Origin of the sequence: Pseudomonas sp. G(2018) (genome assembly GCF_005502415.1) — a bacterium.
GTDB lineage: Bacteria > Pseudomonadota > Gammaproteobacteria > Pseudomonadales > Pseudomonadaceae > Aquipseudomonas.
Genome location: NZ_SCOO01000045.1, coordinates 23,478 through 42,893 on the forward strand (window position 1 = coordinate 23,478; position 19,416 = coordinate 42,893).

18 protein-coding genes are annotated in these 19,416 nt (G+C 58.7%); 3 read left to right on the top strand and 15 right to left on the bottom strand.

The window, feature by feature from the left end; translation table 11 throughout:
- Positions 1-491: 491 nt before the first annotated feature.
- Positions 492-1,226 carry an XRE family transcriptional regulator gene (locus tag FFS64_RS28135; RefSeq protein WP_137808038.1) on the bottom strand — a complete coding sequence of 245 codons (735 nt, stop codon included), beginning with the start codon at positions 1,224-1,226 and terminating at the stop codon, positions 492-494.
- Positions 1,227-1,425: 199 nt separating this feature from the next.
- Between FFS64_RS28135 and mutS the strand changes: the two genes are divergently transcribed.
- Both mutS and fdxA read left to right on the top strand, forming a co-directional pair.
- The gene (mutS, locus tag FFS64_RS28140; RefSeq protein ID WP_137808026.1) at positions 1,426-4,005 is read left to right on the top strand and encodes a DNA mismatch repair protein MutS; all 2,580 of its coding nucleotides are present in this window, start codon (positions 1,426-1,428) and stop codon (positions 4,003-4,005) included.
- Between the two features lie 142 nt (positions 4,006-4,147).
- Entirely contained in the window at positions 4,148-4,489 is a 342-nt protein-coding gene (gene fdxA, locus FFS64_RS28145; RefSeq protein WP_137808027.1) for a ferredoxin FdxA, read from the top strand.
- 485 nt (positions 4,490-4,974) lie between these two features.
- On the opposite strand, the gene rpoS is transcribed toward fdxA, so the two are convergent.
- The 8 genes from rpoS to FFS64_RS28185 all read right to left on the bottom strand — a co-directional run bounded on the left by rpoS (position 4,975) and on the right by FFS64_RS28185 (position 12,127).
- Positions 4,975-5,982, bottom strand: coding sequence for an RNA polymerase sigma factor RpoS (rpoS, locus tag FFS64_RS28150; RefSeq protein ID WP_095197068.1), 1,008 nt, complete (start codon positions 5,980-5,982; stop codon positions 4,975-4,977).
- Positions 5,983-6,086: 104 nt separating this feature from the next.
- The gene (locus FFS64_RS28155; RefSeq protein ID WP_137808028.1) at positions 6,087-6,944 is read right to left on the bottom strand and encodes a peptidoglycan DD-metalloendopeptidase family protein; all 858 of its coding nucleotides are present in this window, start codon (positions 6,942-6,944) and stop codon (positions 6,087-6,089) included.
- 211 nt (positions 6,945-7,155) lie between these two features.
- Positions 7,156-7,791 (bottom strand): protein-L-isoaspartate(D-aspartate) O-methyltransferase, encoded by a 636-nt coding sequence (locus tag FFS64_RS28160; RefSeq protein WP_171017153.1) that lies wholly within the window; start codon positions 7,789-7,791, stop codon positions 7,156-7,158.
- Between the two features lie 41 nt (positions 7,792-7,832).
- The gene (gene surE, locus FFS64_RS28165) at positions 7,833-8,582 is read right to left on the bottom strand and encodes a 5'/3'-nucleotidase SurE (RefSeq protein ID WP_137808030.1); all 750 of its coding nucleotides are present in this window, start codon (positions 8,580-8,582) and stop codon (positions 7,833-7,835) included.
- Positions 8,570-9,628 carry a tRNA pseudouridine(13) synthase TruD gene (gene truD, locus FFS64_RS28170; RefSeq protein WP_137808031.1) on the bottom strand — a complete coding sequence of 353 codons (1,059 nt, stop codon included), beginning with the start codon at positions 9,626-9,628 and terminating at the stop codon, positions 8,570-8,572. Before truD ends, surE begins: the two co-directional genes overlap by 13 nt.
- Complete coding sequence (ispF, locus tag FFS64_RS28175) at positions 9,625-10,098, bottom strand: 2-C-methyl-D-erythritol 2,4-cyclodiphosphate synthase (protein ID WP_137808032.1); 474 nt, start codon at positions 10,096-10,098, stop codon at positions 9,625-9,627. Before ispF ends, truD begins: the two co-directional genes overlap by 4 nt.
- A 65-nt stretch (positions 10,099-10,163) precedes the next feature.
- Entirely contained in the window at positions 10,164-11,006 is an 843-nt protein-coding gene (gene fghA, locus FFS64_RS28180) for an S-formylglutathione hydrolase (RefSeq protein ID WP_137808033.1), read from the bottom strand.
- 8 nt (positions 11,007-11,014) lie between these two features.
- Entirely contained in the window at positions 11,015-12,127 is a 1,113-nt protein-coding gene (locus tag FFS64_RS28185) for an S-(hydroxymethyl)glutathione dehydrogenase/class III alcohol dehydrogenase (protein ID WP_137808034.1), read from the bottom strand.
- A 107-nt stretch (positions 12,128-12,234) separates the two neighbouring features.
- On the opposite strand from FFS64_RS28185, the gene FFS64_RS28190 reads away from it, so the two are divergent.
- Positions 12,235-13,131: a LysR substrate-binding domain-containing protein gene (locus FFS64_RS28190; protein WP_137808035.1), complete on the top strand. Its 897-nt coding sequence runs from the start codon at positions 12,235-12,237 to the stop codon at positions 13,129-13,131.
- Between the two features lie 78 nt (positions 13,132-13,209).
- Here the strand turns inward: FFS64_RS28190 and ispD are convergent, their stop codons facing one another.
- From ispD to tilS, 6 genes are all read right to left on the bottom strand, one after another.
- Positions 13,210-13,917: a 2-C-methyl-D-erythritol 4-phosphate cytidylyltransferase gene (gene ispD / locus FFS64_RS28195; protein ID WP_137808036.1), complete on the bottom strand. Its 708-nt coding sequence runs from the start codon at positions 13,915-13,917 to the stop codon at positions 13,210-13,212.
- Positions 13,914-14,192, bottom strand: a complete 279-nt coding sequence (gene ftsB / locus FFS64_RS28200; RefSeq protein ID WP_008057335.1) for a cell division protein FtsB — start codon at positions 14,190-14,192, stop codon at positions 13,914-13,916. The genes ispD and ftsB overlap by 4 nt, the downstream gene beginning before the upstream one ends.
- 171 nt (positions 14,193-14,363) lie before the next feature.
- Positions 14,364-15,653 (bottom strand): phosphopyruvate hydratase, encoded by a 1,290-nt coding sequence (eno, locus tag FFS64_RS28205; RefSeq protein ID WP_095197077.1) that lies wholly within the window; start codon positions 15,651-15,653, stop codon positions 14,364-14,366.
- A 156-nt stretch (positions 15,654-15,809) separates the two neighbouring features.
- A complete protein-coding gene (gene kdsA / locus FFS64_RS28210) occupies positions 15,810-16,655 on the bottom strand; it encodes a 3-deoxy-8-phosphooctulonate synthase (protein WP_008019782.1) in 846 nt (281 codons plus the stop codon).
- Positions 16,656-16,660: 5 nt separating this feature from the next.
- Positions 16,661-18,292 carry a CTP synthase gene (locus FFS64_RS28215; RefSeq protein WP_137808037.1) on the bottom strand — a complete coding sequence of 544 codons (1,632 nt, stop codon included), beginning with the start codon at positions 18,290-18,292 and terminating at the stop codon, positions 16,661-16,663.
- A 274-nt stretch (positions 18,293-18,566) separates the two neighbouring features.
- Positions 18,567-19,416, bottom strand: an 850-nt coding sequence (gene tilS, locus FFS64_RS28220; protein WP_171017152.1) for a tRNA lysidine(34) synthetase TilS, incomplete at its 5' end; no start/stop codon positions are given.

A 19,416-nucleotide genomic window follows, 5' to 3' on the forward strand; every position in this document is an offset into this window, starting at 1 on the left:
GGTTCAGACGTTGTCTGTTGAGTGATTGATGGAAGGCAGGCATTCCAAAAAGCCCGACTCGCATCAGGCTTTTCAGTAATGCGGTCCTTCGCCTTCGCCCAAACGCGAGAAGTGAAGTCGACCTTTCGGCGCTACTGGCGCGGTACGGGTCCGTTCAAATTGTTCCTCCGACCGCGGCCCCTGCCCGCCGGATAACTGCTTCTGGTGCTTTACGCTGCACACCCGGGTCAGTTGCCAACCCTCTGAACCGTTGAGGCCGGTTCATCGCTGCCTTTTTTGGTGGAACTAAAGAGCTTCGTTTCAAACCGCTTTGTTGAGCGGCTTGAGACAAAGAATATGCATGGATGCATATACAGTCAATGCACAAATGCATTTATTTATGCGATGCACATGCATCAACGCATGAAACGTCCGCACACACAGGCGCTGGCGACTTTTGACAGGCGAAAAAAAACCCGCGTGATGGCGGGTTTTATCTGACAGTTGTGAGGTTAGCGGGCGTACATGCCCCACCAAAAGACGTGACCGAGGATGACGATTTGCTCTTCCTGCATTTCCTGGAAGCTGTAGTCCTCGTCCGGATGTTCATCACGGTTGAAGCTGCGTAGACGAATACCGGTAGGCAGACGATAAAGCTGTTTCACCCGTAACTGGCCATTGTGGTTGATTGCATAGAGGTCGCCATCGATGATGTCGCCAATCCCGCATTTGCCGGCATTGACCCCGACCGTGGCACCGTCACGCAACACCGGCAACATGCTGTTGCCACGCACGGTCACGCATTTGGCCTGGTCGAACTGCACGCCGTTATGGCGCAGGCTGCGCTTGCCAAAGCGCAGGCTAGAGCGCTCGCTCTCTTCGATGACGAATCTTCCCGATCCCGCAGCCAATTCAACCTCGCGAAGAAAGGGGACCGACACCTCATCATCATCGACGGGCGTATCGTCGTCCCACAGACTTATGTCCTTGAGTTCCGAATGCAATTGATCGCGTCCGCCACCGGCCGCCGGCGCGACTTCCGCGCGGCCGCGCAACTGGTCGGTGCTCACGGCGAAGTACTCGGCGATCTTCGAAATGTGTTTATCCGAAGGATCGACGATCTTCCCGCTGAGGATCCGCGAGAGAGTGGATTGAGGCACGCCGGTGCGACGGTGAAGCTCCGTGGGGGAGATCCCGTGCTGATCGAGCAGCGCTCTTAAGACGGTAGAAACATTGCGTTTTTGCATAACGCGCATAGTGCTTGTTCTTTTCGAAGAAGACAAATGCAGATTTGCATTAGCAGTGCATAAACAAGCAGGAATGGACCACGCGGCGTTCATGCCTGCGTCCGGCAGACCGCCCATGTTAATCTTGCGCCCATCGCGGAAAAGCCGGGCCGATGCCCCACCTTTGCCCCACACCTTTCAACGAGTTTTCCGACCCCTAATGAATAAAGCCGTTTCCGACCTGTCCTCACACACGCCAATGATGCAGCAGTACTGGCGCCTGAAGAACCAGCACCCAGATCAGTTGATGTTCTACCGCATGGGCGACTTCTACGAGATCTTCTATGAGGACGCGAAGAAGGCCGCCAAGTTGCTGGACATCACCCTGACTGCCCGTGGGCAGTCGGCCGGTCAGGCGATTCCGATGTGCGGGATTCCTTACCACGCCGCCGAAGGTTACCTGGCGAAACTGGTGAAGCTCGGCGAATCGGTGGTGATCTGTGAACAGGTTGGCGACCCAGCCACCAGCAAAGGGCCGGTGGAACGCCAGGTGGTGCGGATCATCACGCCGGGGACGGTGAGTGACGAGGCGCTGCTGGATGAGCGTCGCGACAACCTGATCGCGGCCGTGCTGGGTGATGAGCGCCTGTTCGGCCTGGCGGTGCTGGACATCACCAGCGGCAACTTCAGCGTGCTGGAAATCAAGGGCTGGGAAAACCTGCTGGCGGAACTGGAGCGGGTCAATCCGGTGGAATTGCTGATCCCGGATGACTGGCCGAAGGATCTGCCGGCGGAGAAGCGTCGTGGGGTTCGTCGCCGTGCACCGTGGGATTTCGAGCGCGATTCGGCGCTGAAAAGTCTGTGCCAACAATTTTCCACCCAGGACCTGAAAGGTTTCGGTTGCGAGAACCTGACCCTGGCCATCGGCGCTGCCGGTTGCCTGCTGGCTTACGCGAAAGAAACCCAGCGCACCGCCCTGCCACACTTGCGCAGCCTGCGCCATGAACGCCTGGACGACACCGTGGTGCTGGACGGTGCGAGCCGTCGCAACCTGGAACTGGATACCAACCTGGCCGGGGGTCGTGACAACACGCTGCAATCGGTGGTAGACCGTTGCCAGACCGCCATGGGCAGCCGATTGCTGACCCGTTGGCTGAACCGTCCTCTGCGTGACCTGACGGTTTTGCTGGCCCGCCAGACGTCGATCACCTGCCTGCTCGACGCCTACCGTTTCGAAAAGCTGCAACCGCAACTCAAGGAAATCGGCGACATCGAGCGGATTCTCGCGCGGATCGGCCTGCGCAACGCCCGTCCTCGGGATCTCGCCCGCCTGCGCGATGCCCTCGGTGCCCTGCCTGAGCTGCAAGTGGCGATGACCGAGCTTGAAGCCCCGCACCTGCAACAACTGGCGACCATCACCAGCACCTACCCGGAACTGGCCGCGCTACTGGAAAAAGCCATCATCGACAACCCGCCGGCGGTCATCCGCGACGGCGGCGTGTTGAAGACCGGTTACGACAGCGAACTTGACGAGTTGCAGTCGCTCAGCGAAAACGCCGGGCAGTTCCTGATCGACCTCGAAGCCCGAGAAAAGGCACGCACCGGTCTGTCACACTTGAAGGTCGGTTACAACCGCATCCATGGTTACTTCATCGAGCTGCCGAGCAAGCAAGCCGAATCAGCGCCCGCCGATTACATCCGCCGTCAGACCCTCAAGGGCGCCGAGCGTTTTATCACGCCGGAACTCAAGGCCTTCGAAGACAAGGCGCTGTCGGCCAAGAGTCGCGCCCTGGCCCGGGAGAAGATGCTTTACGAAGCGCTGCTCGAAGACCTGATCGCACAATTGCCGCCGCTGCAGGACACCGCCGGGGCATTGGCCGAGCTGGACGTGCTCAGCAACCTGGCCGAGCGCGCGCTGAACCTCGACTTGAACTGCCCACGTTTCGTTAGCGAGCCGTGCATGCGCATTAGTCAGGGTCGCCACCCGGTGGTCGAGCAAGTACTGACCACGCCGTTCGTGGCCAATGACCTGAGCCTTGATGACAACACGCGCATGCTCGTAATCACTGGTCCCAACATGGGCGGTAAATCCACCTACATGCGTCAGACCGCGCTGATCGTACTGCTGGCCCATATCGGCAGCTTCGTCCCGGCGGCCAGCTGTGAATTGTCTCTGGTCGACCGGATCTTCACCCGGATCGGCTCCAGCGATGACCTGGCAGGCGGGCGCTCGACCTTCATGGTCGAAATGAGCGAAACAGCCAACATCCTGCACAACGCCACCGAGCGTAGCCTGGTGCTGATGGACGAGGTCGGACGGGGCACCAGTACTTTCGACGGCTTGTCCCTGGCCTGGGCAGCAGCGGAGCGACTGGCGCACTTGCGAGCCTACACGCTGTTCGCCACCCACTACTTCGAGCTGACGGTCCTGCCGGAAGCCCAACCCCTGGTGGCCAACGTGCACCTCAATGCCACTGAGCACAACGAACGCATCGTCTTCCTGCACCACGTGCTGCCCGGGCCTGCCAGCCAGAGCTACGGCCTGGCGGTGGCGCAGTTGGCCGGTGTGCCAAGTGAAGTGATCGTGCGCGCCCGCGAGCATTTGAGCCGGCTGGAAGACACCGCCCTGCCCCATGAAGCGCCCAAACCGACCAAAGGCAAACCGGCCGCTCCACAGCAAAGCGATATGTTTGCCAGCCTGCCACACCCGGTACTGGATGAACTGGCCAAGCTGGACCTGGACGACATGACGCCGCGTCGTGCGCTCGAAATGCTCTATACACTAAAGACACGGATCTAACGCATAGGCTTGCAAGCTGTTAGAATCTCGCGCGGTTTGGGATGCTGCAGGCTTTTAGCCTGGCCTGCAGACTATCGCTCCCGAACCTTGCGACCCCTACGTGAAGGGGCGCAGCAAGCCGCGCCTGAGGAGAAAATTAGAAATGACCTTCGTCGTCACCGACAACTGCATCAAGTGCAAGTACACCGACTGCGTAGAAGTCTGTCCGGTGGACTGCTTTTACGAAGGCCCGAACTTCCTGGTGATTCACCCGGATGAGTGCATCGACTGCGCACTGTGCGAACCTGAATGCCCTGCCGTGGCCATCTTCTCCGAAGATGAAGTCCCTGACGGCATGCAGAACTTCATCGCATTGAACCTGGAGTTGGCCGAGGTCTGGCCGAACATCACCGAAAGGAAAGATGCGCTGCCCAATGCAAAAGAGTTCGATCGCGAGATAAGCAAATCTGTAGGCAGCAGCAAGCTGGAACTCCTCGAACGCTGATTACCCACGCGTTCCCGAAAAAGGCCCCACAAGGGCCTTTTTGCTTTTCTACGGGCAAAAAAAGGGGCGGTTTGACCCGCCCACATTTTTTCCCTATTCCCTGTGGTCCTTTTCATCGTCCTGATGAATCGCTTCCTGCGATGTCCTTTCCCCTCGTCCTTGAAGGGCGTGTCTGTCCGTCGACACAACCCGAATACTAGAGTGTTCGTAGCCAAGAGCAATCGGCTCCAGACGCTGAAATCGCCTGTCATATGCTGTTAACCAACTAAAATAAGCATATGAATCAGTCAGATAAAACCACTGCAGCCGAAATATGGCGGACTGCCACTGTGTAAAAATAACGAACACTTACGAAAGAGTAAGCTAAGACTTACAACGCAAAACAACAATCCCGAGGTAACGACACTGACGAGCGTGAGCCGGCGTCCAGACAACAAAAAGCCCCGAACTAGTCGGGGCTTTTTGTTGCGTGTTACACGAGCCTGTTACTGAAACAACGACTCGCTCGACAGACCGTTTTTCTCCAGGATCTCCCGAAGACGCTTCAGGCCTTCAACCTGAATCTGTCTGACCCGTTCCCGGGTCAGGCCGATTTCCAGGCCTACGTCTTCGAGGGTACTGCTCTCATGGCCGCGCAAACCGAAGCGGCGTACAACCACCTCACGTTGCTTGTCGGTCAACTCCGAGAGCCACTGATCGATGCTCTGGGACAGGTCGTCATCCTGCAACAGTTCGCATGGATCGGTAGGGCGATCGTCGGTAAGGGTATCCAGCAGGGTCTTATCCGAATCCGGACCTAGCGAGACATCGACCGAAGAAACCCGCTCGTTCAGGCCCAGCATGCGCTTGACCTCTCCCACCGGTTTTTCCAGCAGGTTTGCAATTTCTTCGGGTGAGGGTTCGTGGTCGAGTTTTTGCGTCAACTCCCGTGCGGCCCGCAGGTAAACGTTGAGCTCCTTGACCACATGGATCGGCAACCGGATGGTCCGGGTCTGATTCATGATCGCGCGCTCGATGGTCTGACGAATCCACCAGGTTGCGTAGGTCGAAAAGCGGAAGCCGCGCTCGGGGTCGAACTTCTCCACCGCCCGGATCAAGCCGAGGTTGCCCTCTTCGATCAGATCGAGCAGCGACAAGCCACGATTGACGTAACGCCGGGCGATTTTCACCACCAATCGCAGGTTACTTTCAATCATGCGTTTGCGCCCGGCCGGATCACCACTTTGCGACAGGCGCGCAAAATGAACTTCTTCTTCGGGGGACAATAGAGGGGAAAAGCCGATTTCATTGAGGTACAGCTGCGTAGCATCGAGTGCCCGCGTGTAGTCGATGTACTTGTGTTGCTTTAACGAAGCGGAGTGTCTGGATTTGGCACGAACGGAAGGTGGAGCCGCCCCTTCATCATTCGACATCGAATCCGAATCGATGCCGGTCTCCATCAGGAGAACCTCATCGTCGATGTCAAACTCCGGCACTTCTTTACTGAGAGCCATTGTTATAGTCCTTTGGTGAGTTCGACCTCAAGCTCAAGCGGCGCCTTTATCCTTGGCAACGCTGGAGCCTGTCCCCTCTACGTGACGGAACAGGCTGGTAGCAATCAACGACGTGGCAGGAATTGCAGCGGATCTACAGGTTTACCTTGGCGGCGAATCTCAAAATGCAGTTTCACCCGGTCTGTACCCGTTGACCCCATTTCGGCAATTGTCTGTCCGACCTTGACCTGCTGCCCCTCCCGAACCAACAGCCTGCGGTTATGTCCGTAGGCACTGACGTAGGTTTCACTGTGTTTGATGATGACTAATTCGCCGTAGCCCCTTAAGCCACTCCCGGCGTATACCACCGTCCCGTCAGACGCAGCTAAAACAGGCTGTCCCAAATCTCCGGCGATATCAATTCCTTTATTCAAACTACCGTTTGAAGAGAATTTGCCAATCAAAATGCCATTAGATGGCCATCCCCAGCCGGTCGGGGCCGGACCCGGGGGAGGCAGTGGAGCGGGTGCCGGCTTGTTGGCGACGGACGGTACAACCACCGGCGTGGTCGTAGTGGCACCGTCGACCGGACGACGGAACACCGTGGTTTTACTCGAGGACGACGGCGTGGAATTGGACGAACTGACCACCGCTGTCGGCGTTGAACCACTGCGGCCATCGAAGCGAATCGTCTGCCCCGGACGGATCGTGTAGGGCGCAGGAATGTTGTTGCGTGCCGCGAGGGCCTTGTAGTCCCAACCGTAGCGAAAGGCGATCGAGAACAAAGTGTCTTTGGGGCGCACGACGTACTGCCCCGTCGTCACTGCCGGACGCTGGGCGACGGCATTGTTGCGATCGACGACGCGAACATCGCTGGATTTGTTGCTGGAACAACCGACCAGCAAGGTGCTCATGACAAGGCCAGTCACCAGGCGCTGAAAGCTCGTTTTACCCATACGCTGCGCAATGACTGTGAGACTCACCCGCCGCTCCCTTTGTGGTGGCTGAAAATGTGATTTGCCGCGTTCCGGCATGAAATGTCGCAAGTATAACGGGCCGTGCACTCTTTACCCTTAATGTAGCGAAATGGCCTCGCGCACACGTTTGCTGCCTGACAAAACAACCCGTTTAACCAATCGACGCCGCTGTAAGACAAAGGCCATCGAAGAGAATTCAGCGCGTTGAAATAAATGCTCAGGCCAGTGGCCCATTGAGCAGCGGGACGAAACGAACCGACCCGAGAACACGCCTGGAAAACCCATGCTCCTCGCGAATGATCAACATCAATTGTTGTACTTCACCGGACCCGACCGGGATCACCAGGCGCCCACCGGGTGCCAATTGATCGAGCAACGCCTGAGGTACATCGGTCGCGACCGCCGTCACGATAATGCCGTTGTACGGTGCCAGCGCCGGCCATCCCTCCCAACCATCGCCCCAGCGAAACACCACGTTGCGCAGGTTCAACTCGACCAGGCGTTCCTTGGCCCGGTCTTGCAACACCTTGATGCGCTCGACGGAAAACACTCGCTCAACCAGCTGCGACAGCACCGCAGTCTGGTAGCCCGATCCTGTACCGATCTCCATCACCTTGTCCAAAGGCCCCGCCTCCAGCAGCAACTCGCTCATGCGAGCCACCATATAAGGCTGGGAGATGGTCTGGTTATGCCCGATCGGCAGCGCAGTGTCCTCATAGGCACGGTGCGCCAGCGCTTCATCGACGAACAGGTGACGTGGTGTACGACGGATGACTTCCAGCACCCTGGCGTTGGACACCCCTTCTTCATATAAGCGCTGAATGAGGCGCTCGCGCGTCCGTTGCGAAGTCATGCCGATACCGCGACGCAGCATATCGTCTTGCTCACGAGACATTAGCGCAACTCCTCCAGCCAGCCATCGAGACTTCTGAAGGCATCATTGAAGGTGCGATCCAGTTGCAGTGGAGTGATGGAAACATAACCCTGCATCACCGCGTGGAAATCGGTTCCCGGGCCGCCGTCTTCAGCGTCCCCCGCGGCGGCAATCCAGTATCCGGACTTGCCACGCGGATCGACCACTTTCATCGGTGCGGCTGCGCGGGCGCGATGGCCCAGGCGAGTCAACTGGATCCCGCGGATGTGTTCCAGCGGCAAATTGGGAATGTTTACGTTCAGTACCGTACGCGGTGGCAGTTCGAGATCCGCATGGGCCTCGACCAGTTTGCGCGCAAAGTAAGCAGCCGTGGGAAGGTTATCGACCTGCCGGGAGACCAACGAAAAGGCAAATGCGGGACGCGTCAGGAAGCGTCCTTCAAGCGCCGCCGCCACGGTGCCGGAATACAGGACATCGTCCCCCAGGTTGGCGCCCAGGTTGATCCCGGAAACCACCATGTCCGCTTCGCGTTCCAGCAGGCCGTTGAGGCCCAGGTGCACACAATCGGTCGGGGTGCCGTTGACGCTGATAAAGCCATTGGCCAGCGTCTGCGGGTGCAACGGACGGTCGAGCGTCAGCGAACTGCTGGCGCCGCTTTTGTCCTGGTCCGGGGCGATAACCACGCATTCGGTGTAATCCGCCAGCGCAGCATAAAGCGCGGCGAGACCGGGTGCGGTTACCCCATCGTCGTTAGAAATCAGAATACGCATGGGCTGTCCGTCTGCCCCACCGGCACCAGATCAACAAGCTCGCGCACCAATACGGTAGCGAAGCATCCGGCCGGCAGGACGAATTCCAGTTGCAGAATGTCAGGCTCGGGATAATGCCACGTCAACCCGGCAATGGGCAGCCGCAGGATGCGACGTTCGTGGCTCATACCGGCGTTAATCAACCAATCGCGAAGGTCTGCTTCGCGCGCGGCGATTGCCTGCTCCAACTCATGGACAACGCCCGTGGCCGGCGAGTCACCTTCGCCCCACTGCGGACCCGTCGGGTGCAGATCGAGAATCGCCAGGCGCGGATCGCTGCACTCGGCCTCACCGGCCGGGAAAAAGCTGCGGCTATCGGTGAACGCCAGCAGATCACCGACCTGGGCACGCTGCCAGCTGCCATCGGCAACCCGCGCAGCCAACACCTGATTGAACAGAAAACTGCGGGCGGTCGAGAGCAGGCGTGAACGCACATTGCGCTGCTCGGGCAGGGCCTTGCGTGCGGCCCAGGCCCTGGCGTCGACCACGTTACCGCCGTCATGCCCGAAGCGCTGGGCGCCGAAATAGTTGGGGATGCCTTGTTTGGCGATCAGTTGCAGACGTTCTTCGATGGCCGCTTTGTCGCCAGCGAACTGCGTCAGGCGCAAGGTGAAGCCATTGGCTGAATGCGCGCCGCGTTGCAGCTTGCGCTTGTGCCGGCTGGTCTTGAGGATTTTCAGTGTGTCGTTTTCTGCCGCCGACAGGTCCGGATCAGCCTTGCCCGGCAGCTGCACGCTGAACCACTGACGTGTCAGCGCCTGACGATCCTTGAGCCCGGCATAACTGACGGTGCGCAGCGGGACGCCAGCGGCCTTCGCAATCCGCCGTGCAGCTTCTTCGGTATTCAGACCACGTTTTTCCACCCAGATCCACAGGTGTTCGCCGTCGCCGCTCAAAGGAATATCCAGGACTTCGTCGACCTGGAAATCTTCCGCAATGGCTTTCAATACCGCAGTGCCGAGGGCGTCACCATAGGCCCGCGGGCCGAGCAATTGCGCTTCGTTCATGCGCGCAGCAACAAGGCAACGGAGTGTACGGCAATACCTTCTTCGCGACCGACAAAGCCGAGCTTTTCGGTGGTGGTAGCTTTTACGTTCACTTGATCCAACTCAACTTGAAGATCCGCGGCAATCAGCGCACGCATCGATTCGATATGCGGGGCCATTTTCGGCGCCTGGGCGACGATGGTGTTATCGACGTTGCCGACCTTCCAGCCCTTGGCGTGGATCAGTGCGACGACATGACGCAACAGCACACGGCTGTCGGCGCCTTTGAATTTCGGGTCGGTGTCCGGGAAGTGCTTGCCGATATCACCCAGCGCGGCAGCGCCGAGCAAGGCATCGCTCAAGGCGTGCAGCAGGACGTCACCGTCGGAGTGAGCGAGCAGCCCGAAGCCGTGTGCAATACGCACGCCGCCCAGAGTAATGAAATCGCCTTCAGCGAAACGGTGCACATCATAGCCGTGGCCAATACGCATAAAAAAACGCCCCGATTTTTGTCAGGGCGTGATTCTACCTGCTATTGGTCAGCTAGTGTCCTGTCTCACACCAAAGCATGCGCGTGATGCCGCAAGTGATCATCGATGAAACTGGCGATGAAGAAATAGCTGTGGTCGTAGCCGGGTTGCAGGCGCAACGTCAGCGGGTGACCTGCCAGTTTGGTCGCCTGCTGCAAGGCTTCAGGCTTGAGCTGCGTGGCGAGGAAATCGTCGCGGTCGCCCTGGTCGACCAGCAACGGCAGCTTTTCGTCGGCCTCGGCAATCAATGCACAGGCATCCCATTCACGCCACTTCGAGCGGTCCTCGCCCAAATACCGGGAAAAGGCTTTTTGTCCCCAGGGGCAGTCCATCGGATTGTTGATCGGCGAGAACGCCGACACCGACAGATAACGCCCCGGATTGCGCAAGGCACAGACCAACGCACCATGGCCGCCCATGGAATGGCCGCTGATGCCGCGCTTATCCGACGCCGGAAAATGGGCTTCGACCAATGCCGGCAACTCCTGCACGACATAGTCATGCATCCGATAGTGGCGCGACCAGGGTTCCTGGGTAGCATTCAGGTAAAACCCGGCGCCGAGGCCAAAGTCCCAGGCACCGTCCGGATCACCCGGCACATCGGCACCGCGCGGGCTGGTGTCCGGCGCGACGATGATCAGCCCCAATTCGGCGGCCATGCGCATCGCGCCGGCCTTCTGCATGAAGTTTTCATCAGTGCAGGTCAGACCGGACAACCAGTACAGCACCGGCAGCTTGCCACCCTGCTCTGCTTGCGGCGGCAGGTACACCGCAAACACCATGTCACAGCCGAGTACTTCTGAGCGATGGCGATAACGCTTGTGCCAACCGCCAAAACTTTTCTGGCAGGAAATATTCTCCAGGCTCATGGCGGACCTCAGAAATGGATGACGGAACGGATGCTTTTCCCTTCATGCATCAGGTCGAACGCCTTGTTGATATCTTCCAGTCCCATGGTGTGGGTGATGAACGTATCCAGCGGGATTTCGCCGGCTTCAGCCATTTCCACGTAGCTTGGCAACTCGGTACGGCCGCGCACGCCGCCGAACGCCGAACCGCGCCAGACGCGACCGGTGACCAACTGGAACGGACGGGTGGAAATTTCCTGGCCGGCGCCGGCCACACCGATGATCACCGACTCGCCCCAACCCTTGTGGCAGCACTCAAGCGCGGCACGCATCAACTGCACGTTGCCGATGCACTCGAAGGAAAAGTCGACGCCGCCATCGGTCATGTCGACGATGACTTCCTGGATTGGACGGTCGAAGTCTTTCGGGTTTACGCAATCGGTTGCACCCAGCTGCCTGGCAATCTCGAATTTGGCCGGGTTGATGTCGATGGCAATGATGCGCGCTGCCTTCGCTTTGACGGCGCCAATGACTGCCGACAGACCGATACCGCCGAGGCCGAAAATGGCCACGGTATCACCGGGTTTCACCTTGGCAGTGTTGAGTACGGCACCGATGCCGGTGGTGACACCGCAGCCCAGCAGACAGACTTTTTCCAGCGGCGCTTCCTTGGCAATTTTGGCCACGGAAATTTCTGGCAGCACGGTGTACTCGGAGAACGTCGAAGTACCCATGTAGTGGAAAATCGTTTCGCCCTTGTAGGAAAAACGCGAAGTGCCGTCCGGCATCAACCCCTTGCCTTGGGTCGCGCGAATGGCCTGGCACAGGTTGGTTTTGCCCGACAGGCAGAATTTGCACTGACGGCATTCCGGGGTATACAGCGGAATCACGTGGTCGCCCACCGCGACGGACGTCACGCCCTCGCCGATCGCCTCGACAATCGCACCACCTTCGTGACCGAGGATCGACGGGAAGATGCCTTCCGGGTCAGCACCGGACAGGGTGTAGGCATCGGTATGGCAGACTCCGGAAGCCACCACGCGCAGCAACACTTCACCGGCCTTGGGCATGGCGACATCGACTTCAACGATCTCCAGAGGTTTCTTGGCCTCGAAGGCAACGGCGGCGCGTGACTTGATCATGGTGATTCTCCAGTGAATAAAATCGAGACAAGGAGTGTAATACAGCGCCTTACGGTGAATAATCCGGACAAAAGCAAAACATTATTGCTACACAGGGATAATCCTAGATGTCGGAAAACCGCTGGGAAGGTATCGACGAATTCGTGGCCGTCGCCGAATGCAGTCAGTTCACGGCGGCAGCCGAGCGCCTGGGGGTTTCTTCCTCGCACATCAGTCGACAAATTGTACGCCTCGAAGAGCGCCTGCAAACCCGCCTGCTTTATCGCAGTACCCGCCGGGTCACCCTGACCGAGGCCGGGCAAACCTTCCTGCAACATTGCCAACGCTTGCAGGATGGCCGCGAAGAAGCGCTACGAGCGGTGGGCGACCTGACCAGCGAACCCAAGGGTATGCTGCGCATGACCTGTGCCGTTGCTTACGGCGAACGCTTCATCGTGCCGCTAGTGACGCGTTTCATGGGGCTTTATCCACAACTGCGGATCGATATTGAACTGAGTAATCGCCAACTCGACCTGGTGCATGAAGGCCTTGACCTGGCGATCCGTCTGGGGCGTTTGCAGGATTCGCGACTGGTTGCTACCCGCCTGGCACCCCGACGCATGTTCCTGTGCGCATCACCCTCCTACTTGGAACGTTATGGACGCCCACACAGCTTGTCGGAATTGAGCCGTCATAACTGCCTTATCGGCAGTTCGGATCTGTGGCAACTGGAACAGAACGGGCGGGAATTTTCGCAACGGGTCCAGGGAAACTGGCGCTGCAACAGCGGGCAAGCGGTGCTGGACGCAGCGCTACAGGGTGTCGGGCTGTGCCAGTTGCCGGACTATTACGTGCTCGAACATCTGAAAAGCGGCGCGCTGATTTCGCTGCTGGAAGCGCATCAACCACCGAATACGGCCGTTTGGGCGCTGTATCCACAGCAGCGGCATTTGTCGCCGAAGGTGCGCAAGCTAGTGGATTATTTGAAGGAAGGGCTGGCGGAAAGGCCGGAGTATCGGGTTTAAGGTCAAAAGATCGCAGCCTTCGGCAGCTCCTACATTTGAATGCGGTCTACTGTAGGAGCTGCCGCAGGCTGCGATCTTTTAGCGGCGGTTAGCCCAACGCTGCCTCAACCATTCAAGATCCTCGGGGCGAGTAACCTTCAGGTTGTCAGCTCGACCTTCAATCAAGCGTGGAGCCATACCAGCCCACTCCATGGCAGACGCTTCATCGGTGATCACGACGTCTGCCACCAGGCTGTCGGCCAACGCCCGATGCAACGCACCGAGGCGAAACATCTGCGGCGTGTAGGCCTGCCAGATCACACTGCGGTCCACGGTTTCGACGACACGACCGCGTTTGTCGACCCGTTTGAGCGTGTCCCGTGCCGGGACCGCCAGCAGCCCACCCACCGGATCATCCGCCAACTCAGCCAGCAATTTATCCAGATCGTCGCGACTGAGGTTCGGTCGCGCGGCATCGTGTACCAATACCCAATCTTCATCGCCGGCACCTTGCGCGTGCAAATGCAGCAATGCATTGAGTACCGATCCGGAACGCTCGGCGCCGCCTTCGACCCGGGTAATCCGTGGGTCGCTGGCACAGGCCAAGTTCGGCCAGTAAGGGTCATCAACAGCAAGACTGACCACCACGCCTTTGAGGCAAGGATGATCAAGGAAACAGCCAAGGCTGTGTTCGAGAATAGTGCGCCCGCCCAGTTGCAAGTATTGCTTGGGACGGTCCGCGGCCATTCGGGCTCCGACGCCCGCGGCAGGAATCACGGCCCAAAAGGCCGGCAAATCGAGGTTCATTGGGCCAACTGGTAAAGGGTTTCACCGTCCTTGACCATGCCCAACTCATGGCGAGCCCGTTCTTCAACGGTCTCCATGCCCTTTTTCAACTCACTGACTTCAGCGTCCATCACCCGATTGCGCTCCAGCAATGTCTGGTTCTCAGCCTGCTGATCCGCGATCTGCTGAGTCAGCTCGGCCACTTGCGCCAGACTGCCATTACCCACCCACAGGCGGTACTGCAGGCCAGCCAGCAGCAGGAGCAAGACGAGGAACAACCAATTGGGACTGCGCATCGAATATCAGGTATCCAGTGAAAAAAGACAGCCATACCAAAACATGAAGCTACTGATAGCACGAAGCCTGGAAGAACCAGGCTTGTGCTTACAAGGCATCAGATTAGTGGCAAAAACGTCGCCTCAGCGATTTTTTCGACACAATCCGGTGTCTTTCTTATCAGCTAACGATCAACCGCGGAATTCGCCGCGACCGTTGTACTTGGCTTTGCCGTTCAACTGCTCTTCGATACGCAGCAGTTGGTTGTACTTGGAAACGCGGTCGGAGCGGCACAGCGAACCGGTCTTGATCTGGCCAGCCGAGGTGCCCACAGCCAGGTCGGCAATGGTCGAATCTTCGGTTTCGCCGGAGCGGTGCGAGATCACGGCGGTGTAACCGGCAGCCTTGGCCATCTGGATGGCTTCCAGGGTTTCGGTCAGGGTGCCGATCTGGTTGAACTTGATCAGGATCGAGTTGGCGATCTTTTTGTCGATGCCTTCTTTCAGGATCTTGGTGTTGGTTACGAACAGGTCGTCACCTACCAGCTGGGTCTTCTCACCGATCTTGTCGGTGAGGATTTTCCAGCCAGCCCAGTCGGATTCGTCCAGACCATCTTCGATGGAGATGATCGGGTAACGCTCAGTCAGACCTTTGAGGTAATCGGCGAAACCTTCAGCGGTGAACACCTGACCTTCGCCGGACAGGTTGTACTTGCCGTCTTCGTAGAATTCGCTGGCTGCGCAGTCCAGTGCCAGGGTCACGTCGGTGCCCAGCTTGTAACCGGCGTTGGCCACGGCTTCGGAGATCACTTTCAGTGCATCTTCGTTGGACGCCAGGTTTGGCGCAAAACCGCCTTCGTCACCCACGGCAGTGCTCAGGCCACGGGCCTTCAGTACGGCTTTGAGGTGATGGAAAATCTCGGTGCCCATGCGCAGGCCTTCCGAGAAAGACTTGGCGCCAACCGGCTGAACCATGAATTCCTGGATGTCGACGTTGTTATCGGCGTGCTCGCCACCGTTGATGATGTTCATCATCGGAACCGGCATCGAGTAAACACCCGGGGTACCGTTCAGGTTGGCGATGTGCGCGTACAGCGGCAGGTCCTGGTCCTGTGCTGCTGCCTTGGCCGCGGCCAGGGAAACGGCGAGGATGGCATTGGCGCCCAGGGAACCTTTGTTTTCAGTACCGTCCAGCTTGATCATCGCCAGATCGAGCGCCTTCTGGTCGCTTGGATCTGTACCTTTCAACAGGTCGCGGATCGGACCGTTGATGTTGGCAACGGCTTTGAGTACACCCTTACCCAGGTAACGGCTCTTGTCGCCATCACGCAGCTCGAGCGCTTCACGCGAGCCAGTGGAAGCACCGGACGGCGCGCAGGCACTGCCGATGATGCCGTTATCGAGAAGCACGTCCGCTTCCACGGTGGGATTGCCACGGGAGTCGAGAACTTCACGACCTTTGATGTCGACGATTTTAGCCATTGTTGTAAACACTCCAAAGTTGACGAAAACGACGCAGCTAGAGGAAATCTTGTATCGCCGGCAAGTGAGTTGCAGCGGGCAGACTTGCGGACGATAAGGCTCAAGCCCGAGGGCCTGAGCGTTTAATCGTGCGGTACTTTACCGGAGAAATGAGGATTACGCGGTTTCTACCGTCGGAAAACTCTTCACCAGTTCGTCCAGAGCTTTGAGCTGGGCCAGGAATGGCTCCAGTTTGTCCAGACGCAAGGCGCAGGGGCCGTCGCATTTGGCGTTGTCCGGGTCCGGATGGGCTTCGAGGAACAGGCCGGCCAGGGACTGGCTCATGCCGGCTTTCGCCAGATCGAGGACCTGGGCGCGACGACCGCCAGCGGAATCAGCGCGACCGCCCGGCATTTGCAGGGCGTGGGTCACGTCGAAGAACACCGGGTATTCGAACTGCTTCATGATGCCAAAGCCGAGCATGTCGACGACCAGGTTGTTGTATCCGAAGCTCGAACCACGTTCGCAGAGGATCAACTGATCGTTACCCGCTTCCACGCACTTGTTCAGGATGTGTTTCATTTCCTGAGGCGCGAGGAACTGGGCTTTCTTGATGTTGATCACCGCACCGGTCTTCGCCATCGCGACCACCAGGTCGGTCTGGCGCGACAGGAAGGCCGGCAGCTGAATGATGTCGCAGACTTCAGCGACGACCGCGGCCTGGTCAGGCTCGTGAACGTCGGTGATGATCGGCACGCCGAAAGCTTGCTTGATGTCCTGGAAAATCCGCATGCCCTCTTCCAGGCCAGGACCACGGTAAGAGGTCACGGAGGAACGGTTGGCCTTGTCGAAGCTGGCCTTGAACACGTAAGGGATACCCAGTTTCTGGGTAACCTTCACGTACTCTTCGCAGACCTGCATCGCCATGTCGCGGCTTTCCAGCACGTTCATGCCACCGAACAGCACCATTGGCTTGTCGTTGGCAATCTCGATATCGCCTACACGGATGATCTTCTGCGCCATAAGGTTCAAGCCTTCTTCTGGTGTTGAGCCAAAGCTGCTTTAACGAAACCGCTGAACAACGGATGACCGTCGCGTGGCGTCGAGGTGAACTCCGGGTGGAACTGGCAAGCCACGAACCATGGGTGATCCGCCGCTTCTACCACTTCGACCAGCGCGCCATCACCGGAACGACCGGAGATTTTCAGGCCGGCTTCCATGATTTGCGGCAGCAGGTTGTTGTTCACTTCGTAACGATGACGGTGACGCTCGACAATGACGTCCTTGCCGTAGCAATCGTGCACCTTGGAGCCGGCTTCGAGCAGGCATTCCTGAGCGCCAAGGCGCATGGTGCCGCCCAGGTCGGACGCTTCGGTACGGATTTCGACGGCGCCGGTGGCATCTTCCCACTCGGTGATCAGACCCACGACCGGGTGACCGCTTGCACGATCGAACTCGGTGGAGTTGGCGTCTTTCCAGCCCATGACGTTACGAGCGAACTCGATCACGGCCACTTGCATGCCCAGGCAGATACCCAAGTATGGAACCTTGTTTTCGCGAGCGTATTGAACGGCGGTGATCTTGCCTTCCACGCCACGCAGACCGAAGCCGCCAGGAACCAGGATCGCGTCGACGCCTTCCAGCAACGCGGTGCCCTGGTTCTCGATGTCTTCGGAATCGATGTAGCGCAGGTTGACCTTGGTACGGTTGCTGATGCCGGCGTGACTCATCGCTTCGATCAGCGACTTGTAGGCGTCCAGCAGTTCCATGTACTTGCCGACCATGGCGATGGTGACTTCGTGCTCAGGGTTGAGCTTGGCATCGACGACCTTTTCCCATTCGGACAGATCGGCACCGCCACATTGCAGGCCGAAACGCTCGACGACGAAATCGTCCAGACCCTGGGCGTGCAGGATGCCCGGAATCTTGTAGATGGTGTCGGCGTCTTCCAGGCCGATGACCGCACGCTCTTCAACGTTGGTGAATTGCGCGATCTTGCGACGGGAAGAGATGTCGATCGGGTGATCGGAACGGCACACCAGCACGTCGGGTTGCAGGCCGATGGAGCGCAGCTCCTTGACCGAGTGCTGGGTTGGCTTGGTTTTGGTTTCGCCCGCGGTGGCGATGTACGGCACCAGTGTCAGGTGCATCAGCATCGCGCGCTTGGCGCCGACTTCGAAACGCAGCTGGCGGATGGCTTCGAGGAACGGCTGCGATTCGATGTCACCCACGGTGCCACCGATCTCGACCATGGCCACGTCGGCATCGCCGGCGCCCTTGATGATGCGGCGCTTGATTTCGTCGGTGATGTGCGGGATCACCTGAATGGTGGCGCCCAGGTAATCGCCACGGCGCTCTTTGCGCAGCACGTGCTCGTAGACACGGCCGGTGGTGAAGTTATTGTTCTGGGTCATGGTCGTGCGGATGAACCGCTCGTAGTGGCCCAGGTCCAGGTCGGTCTCGGCGCCGTCGTGGGTGACGAACACTTCACCGTGCTGGAACGGGCTCATGGTGCCCGGGTCGACGTTGATGTACGGATCCAGCTTCAGCATGGTGACCTTAAGTCCCCGCGCCTCCAGGATGGCCGCCAATGATGCCGATGCAATGCCTTTCCCCAATGAAGAAACAACACCGCCCGTGACGAATATGTAGCGCGTCATGAAAAACCCTAGAAGTCTGCGTTAAAGCGGTCCGAGCCGCCGGGGAAAGCGAAGGAAGGCCGAAGCCCCCGATCACCTGCATTAATCACAGTGCACCTTTCAAAAAAACCGCCGCGTTGGGACAGACCGGAAGATGAAACACCGGTACGTTGCTCGCTACACATTTTTTGGAATCGCCCAGCAAAGACTGCTTGGTAATCGGCAACTCCTGCAATTCAGGCGAATCCACAGAAGTTGTATCAAGAAGGGAGCGTAGTCTACCGGAAAGCCCCTTTCAGCTCAAACCTTGATCTTCGCCCATTGGCCGCCAATGCAAATTCCAGCCACCCGCCGCACTGCCATCCAGCCCGGGCAGGCTCGCCACCGCCAGCAATTGCCCGCCCTTGAACAACAGCGGCAATCTGCCGCGCACGAACGGCGGCACCCCGCGTTCGTTGAGCAAACGTTTCAAGTCGCGATGCCCTCGACCCGGCAACTCCATCACCTCTCCTCCTTCACGATAGCGGATCTGCAAAGGACCATCGGGGATTTGCCCGGTGAGTGTGAGTACGCCATTACCAGGCAACGCCAACGGCAGCGAGGGCTCGGGCCATGCGGCAACCGGGGGCGAACCGCGCAACCAGCTACCGGACAACCACCAGATCCGTCCACCCGCCCGATGCAATTCGCCCTCCTCCAGCCGCCAGATCGGCCGGGCATCGCCGGAGGCATCGCGTAAATCTTCCCAACCCGACCAATGGTCGCTGTCCGGCAGTCGAGTCAGCGATTCAAGCCAGTGACTCAGTGCATTGCGTTGACGCGCGGCGGAAAGATTTTTTAGTGAGGTCAGTTCCAGCGACGGCAAACCCAGCCAATCGAATTCACTGACAGTGCACGCCTGGCTCAGGTCGATCTGTGCCAGTTCATCAAGCAGCCCCTGCGCCTCACTCAAATGCGCAGCGCTGCGAGCCATGGTTGCCATCGCTTGCGGCCAGCGCGAGGTCAACACCGGGAACACCTGGTGACGCAGGTAATTGCGCGAGAATTGTCGATCCTGGTTGGAAGGATCCTCGATCCAGATCAACTGATGTTCAGTCGCATAGGCCTCCAACTCAGCACGCGTAACATCAAGCATGGGTCGCAGG